The sequence below is a fragment of the Streptomyces sp. genome (assembly GCF_031178505.1).
GTDB lineage: Bacteria > Actinomycetota > Actinomycetes > Streptomycetales > Streptomycetaceae > Streptomyces > Streptomyces gulbargensis.
This window is the reverse complement of record NZ_JAPSIW010000537.1, coordinates 1-5,005: the sequence shown is the minus strand read 5'-3', so window position 1 is coordinate 5,005 and position 5,005 is coordinate 1. Positions and strand designations below refer to the sequence as shown.

At 70.1% G+C, this 5,005-nt stretch carries 3 protein-coding genes and 1 pseudogene; all 4 read right to left on the bottom strand.

Translation table 11 applies throughout. The features are described 5' to 3' along the window. On the bottom strand, positions 1-2,098 hold a 2,098-nt coding region (pepN, locus tag RIF68_RS27175; protein WP_309053936.1), incomplete at its 3' end, for an aminopeptidase N. Positions 2,099-2,276: 178 nt separating this feature from the next. After that, positions 2,277-2,921, bottom strand: a complete 645-nt coding sequence (locus tag RIF68_RS27170) for a superoxide dismutase (protein ID WP_309053935.1) — start codon at positions 2,919-2,921, stop codon at positions 2,277-2,279. Between the two features lie 213 nt (positions 2,922-3,134). After that, positions 3,135-4,547, bottom strand: coding sequence for an amino acid permease (locus RIF68_RS27165; RefSeq protein WP_309053934.1), 1,413 nt, complete (start codon positions 4,545-4,547; stop codon positions 3,135-3,137). A 115-nt stretch (positions 4,548-4,662) separates the two neighbouring features. Continuing rightward, positions 4,663-5,005, bottom strand: a pseudogene (locus RIF68_RS27160) (amino acid transporter); the annotation flags it as partial.

The following is a 5,005-nucleotide window of genomic DNA, read 5'->3' as shown; positions in this document are numbered from 1 at the left end:
TCTCGTCGGCCCGCCCGTACGCGGCCAGCGGCGACAGCAGGGCCCAGCGCAGCTCCTGGTCGACGTCGAGCCCGTCGATCTTCGCCGTACCGTCCAGCAGCCCCTCCAGGAGCTGGAAGTCCGCCTCGGACCCGGCCACGGCCGCGAAGAAGCGCGCCCAGGTCAGCTGGTGCTCGCTGCCCGGCTCGGCGAGCCGCAGCTCGCGCAGACCGCCCTCGGCGAGCAGCCGCGCGCCCTCCTCGCGCCACGCGGGGGCGGCGTAGTGGGTGACCGCCGTCCGCGCCCAGGTGTGCACCATCTGGAGCACGCCGATGTCGGTCTCGCGGCCCGCGTGGGCGAGCGCCACGGAGACGAAGTCCCGGGCCGGCATCAGCCCGTCGCGCGTCAGGTTCCACAGCGCCGACCAGCACAGCGCCCGCGCCAGCGGGTCCGTGACGTCCCCGAGGTGCGCCCGCAGGGTGGCCGGCGAACCCTCGTCGAAGCGGACCTTGCAGTACGTCAGATCGTCGTCGTTCACCAGGACCAGGTCCGGCCGCGCGGCGCCGGTCAGCTCCGCGACCGCCGTCCGGGTGCCCGTCACGTCCACCTCGGCACGGGCGTACCGGACGAGGTCCCCGCCGGTGAGCCGGTAGAGGCCCACGGCGGCCCGGTGCGGGCGCGGCTCCGCGCCGTCCTGGACGACGGCGAGCTCGGTGATCCGGCCGTCCGCGTCGTAGGTGACGTCCGGGGTCAGGGTGTTGACGCCGGAGGTCTGGAGCCACGACTTGGCCCAGGCCTTCATGTCGCGGCCGGAGGTCTCCTCCAGGACGGACAGCAGATCGGCCAGGCGCGTGTTGCCGTACGCGTGCCGCTTGAAGTAGATCCGCGCGCCCTCCAGGAACGCGTCCCGGCCGGCGTAGGCGACGAGCTGCTTGAGGACGGAGGCGCCCTTGGCGTAGGTGATGCCGTCGAAGTTCAGCTTGGCGTCCTCCAGGTCACGGATGTCGGCCGTGATCGGGTGCGTGGACGGCAGCTGGTCGGCGCGGTAGGCCCAGGCCTTGCGGTTGTTGGCGAAGGTGACCCAGCTGTTGGTGAAGCGGGTCGCCTCGGCGAGCGAGAAGGAGCCCACGAAGTCGGCGAAGGACTCCTTGAGCCACAGGTCGTCCCACCAGACCATGGTCACCAGGTCACCGAACCACATGTGGGCCATCTCGTGCAGGACGACGTTGGCCCGGCGCTCGTAGGCCGCCTGCGTCACCTTGCCCCGGTAGATGTACTCCTCGGTGAAGGTGACCAGACCCGGGTTCTCCATGGCGCCCAGGTTGTACTCGGGCACGAAGGCCTGGTCGTACTTGCCGAAGGGGTACGGGTAGTCGAAGTTGTCGTGGAAGAAGTCGAGCCCCTGCTTGGTGACCAGGAAGACGTCGTCCGCGTCGAAGTGCCGGGCGAGCCCCTTGCGGCACATCGCGCCCAGCGGGATCTCCAGGTCCCCGCGCGTGTACGTGTCCGTCACGTAGTGGTAGGGGCCGGCGACGACGCAGGTGATGTACGTGGAGATGGGCGCGGTCCGGGCGAACCGCCACACGCCGTCCTCGCCCCGCTCGCCCGCGCCGTTCGACCAGACCGTCCAGCCCTCGGGCGCGGTCACCTCGAAGCGGTACGGGGCCTTGAGGTCGGGCTGCTCGAAGTTGGCGAAGACCCGGCGGGCGTCGGCCGGCTCGTACTGCGTGTAGAGGTAGACCTCGCCGTCCTCCGGGTCCACGAAGCGGTGCATGCCCTCGCCGGTGCGGCTGTAGGCGCACTGGGCGTCGACGACCAGGACGTTCTCGTCGGCGAGCCCGTCGAGGGTGATCCGGGCGCCGTCGAAGACGGCCGCCGGGTCCAGGGAGCGCCCGTTGAGGGTGACGGCGTTCACCGAGGGGGCGATCAGGTCGACGAAGGTCGAGGTGCCCGCGCCCGTACGGCGGAACCGGACGGTCGTGACCGAGCGGAAGGTGCGTACCGCCTCCTCGGAGTCACCGACCGCCGAGCGCAGGTCGAGGGCGACCTCGTAGGCGTCGACGGACAGCAGCTCGGCCCGCTCGCGGGCCTCGTCGCGGGACAGGTTCTCACCGGGCACGGTCACTCCTTCGTGGCGCGTTCGAAACAGCCCCGATCCTCCCACGGGCCCCGGGGGACGGAAGAACCCCCGTGAGTCACGTCCTCACGGGGGTTCTTCTTTCATCCGCCCGCAGGTGAAGGTTGAGAAGACGATCACGAGCAGGACGCCGGGGGCGGGCGGCGCGGGCCGCCGCCGGTCAGAAGGAGATCAGCGGGACACTGGCCTTCGCCGCCTGGTAGCGCTTGTTCACGTCCTGCCAGTTGACGACCTGCCACATGGCCTCGATGAAGTCGACCTTCTGGTTCTTGTACTGCAGGTAGAAGGCGTGCTCCCAGGCGTCGAAGACCAGGATCGGGACCGAGCCCTGGCCGACGTTGCCCTGGTGGTCGTAGACCTGCTCCACGATCAGCCGGCCGCTGATCGGCTCGTAGGCGAGGACGCCCCAGCCGGAACCCTGGGTGGTCGCGGAGGCCTTCGTGAGCTGCGCCTTGAACTTGGCGAAGGAGCCGAAGGACTCGGTGATCGCGTCCGCGAGGTCGCCGACACCGTCGGCGGCCAGCGGCTCGCCGCCGCCGCCGTCCTTCGGGCTGTTCATGTTGTTCCAGTAGATGCTGTGCAGGATGTGGCCGGAGAGGTGGAAGGCCAGGTTCTTCTCCAGGCCGTTGATGGAGCCCCACTGCTCCTTGTCGCGGGCCTCCTCCAGCTGCTCCAGCGTGTCGTTCGCGCCCTTGACGTACGCGGCGTGGTGCTTGTCGTGGTGCAGCTCGATGATCTGCGGATTGATCACCGGCTCCAGCGCCGCGTAGTCGTACGGCAGCTCCGGAAGGGTGTAGATCGCCATGTGCCCGGCTCCTTCGACAGCGTGCTTATTGCAACCTATGTGCAAGTGCAGGCTAACAGTAGGTGCGGGCGAAGTTGATGAGCCCCTGGACCTAGGTCCTCCGGCGGTCCCCCGGTGTTCGGGAAGTCGGGTGCGCCGCGGACCGGTCCCGGACGCGCCGGAGCCCCCGGACCGTGGTCGGTCCGGGGGCTCCGGCGAAGGGGTGGGAACGCGTCAGGAGGCGCGGCCCGCCGCGGCCTTCTGGCGTACGAAGCCGATCGCGGCCAGCAGCACGGTGAGGCCGCCCGTCCAGTACAGCTGCACGCGGGTGCCCTCCTCACGGGCCATCAGGAAGAAGATGGCCGCCATGCCGGCCAGCGCCACCCAGGTCAGCACCGGGAACGCCCACATCTTCACGACCAGCTTCTCCGGCTCCTCGCGCTCGGTGCGGCGGCGCAGCACCAGCTGCGAGGCGGCGATGAAGAACCAGACGACGAGGATGATCGCGCCGATGGTGTTGAGCAGCCAGATGAAGATGTCGTTCGGCCGCCAGTAGCTCAGCAGCACGCAGGCGAAGCCGAAGACGGAGGAGACCAGCACCGCCGTGCGCGGCACCCCGCCGTGGAGGCGGCCCAGCGCCTTGGGGCCCTGGCCGCGGGCGACCAGCGAACCGGCCATGCGGGAGGCGCCGTAGATGTTGGCGTTCATCGCGGAGAGCAGGGCGATCAGCACGACCACGTTCATGATCTGGCCGGCCGCCGGGATGCCCAGGTGGTCGAGGGTGGCCACGTACGGGCCCTTCTCGACGACCGCCTTGTCGTCCCACGGCACGAGCGTGACGATGACCGCCATGGAGCCGATGTAGAACAGCGCGATCCGCCACATCGCCGTACGGACAGCCTTGGCGACGCCCTGCACCGGGTGCTCCGACTCGGCCGCCGCGATGGTGACGGTCTCCAGGCCGCCGTACGCGAAGACCGAGGCCAGCAGGCCCACGATCAGGCCCTCGGAGCCGTGCGGGAAGAAGCCGCCGTCACCGGTGAGGTTGGTGGTGCCCGGCGCGTCGCTGCCCGGCAGAGCGCCCACGATCGCCAGCACGCCGATGCCGAGGAAGAGGACGATCGCGCCGACCTTCAGGGCGGCGAACCAGAACTCGAACTCGCCGAAGTTCTTCACCGCCGCCAGGTTGGTGCCGCAGAAGACCAGCATGAACAGGGCGACCCAGGCCCACTCGGGCGTGCCCGGGAACCAGCCCGTCATGATCTTCGCGGCGCCGATGCCCTCCAGGCCGACGGCCACGCAGAGCAGGAACCAGAAGGCCCAGCCCGCGGTGAAACCGGCCCACGAGCCGAAGGCCCGCTCGGCGTGGACGGAGAAGGAGCCGGAGGCCGGGTTGGCCGCCGACATCTCGCCCAGCATCCGCATCACCAGCATGACGAGCAGGCCGGAGAGCGCGTAGGCGACCACGATGGAGGGGCCGGCGGCGGCGATGCCGGCGCCGGAGCCCACGAAGAGGCCGGCCCCGATCACGCCGCCGAGGGCGATCATGGAGAGGTGGCGCTGCTTGAGGCCGTGGGAGAGGCCGTCGGCAGGAGCGGACGCGCCGTCCTTGCGGTCGGCCGGCACGGGCGCGGTGGTCCGGGGCATGGGCGAACCCTGTTCAGTAGCCGAGACGGGGAAGGAGCCACAGTCTGGGGGCCCGCACCGCTGACAGGGAACAGATGTCCGCTATACGGTCACGATCTTCACACAAGGTGAAGAATCAATTCCGTTTCGGTGAGTGCGCGGAAGGGGCCGAACGGGTACGGAACTCCCGCACCCACGCCACCAGGAGCACCGCGGCGGTCGCCGCCGCCGACCACAGGACCTGCGGGCGCGCCCCCTCGTCGGTCAGCATCAGCACGACCACCCCCGCCATCGCGGCCAGCGCCAGCCAGGTCAGCCACGGGAAGCCCCACATCCGCAGCGTCAGTGTCTCCGGCGCCTCCCGCTCGATCCGGCGCCGCAGCCGCAGCTGCGAGACCGCGATCAGCGCCCACACGAACAGCAGCACCGCGCCCACCGCGTTGAGCATGTAGAGGAAGACCGAATCCGGCCACTTCAGA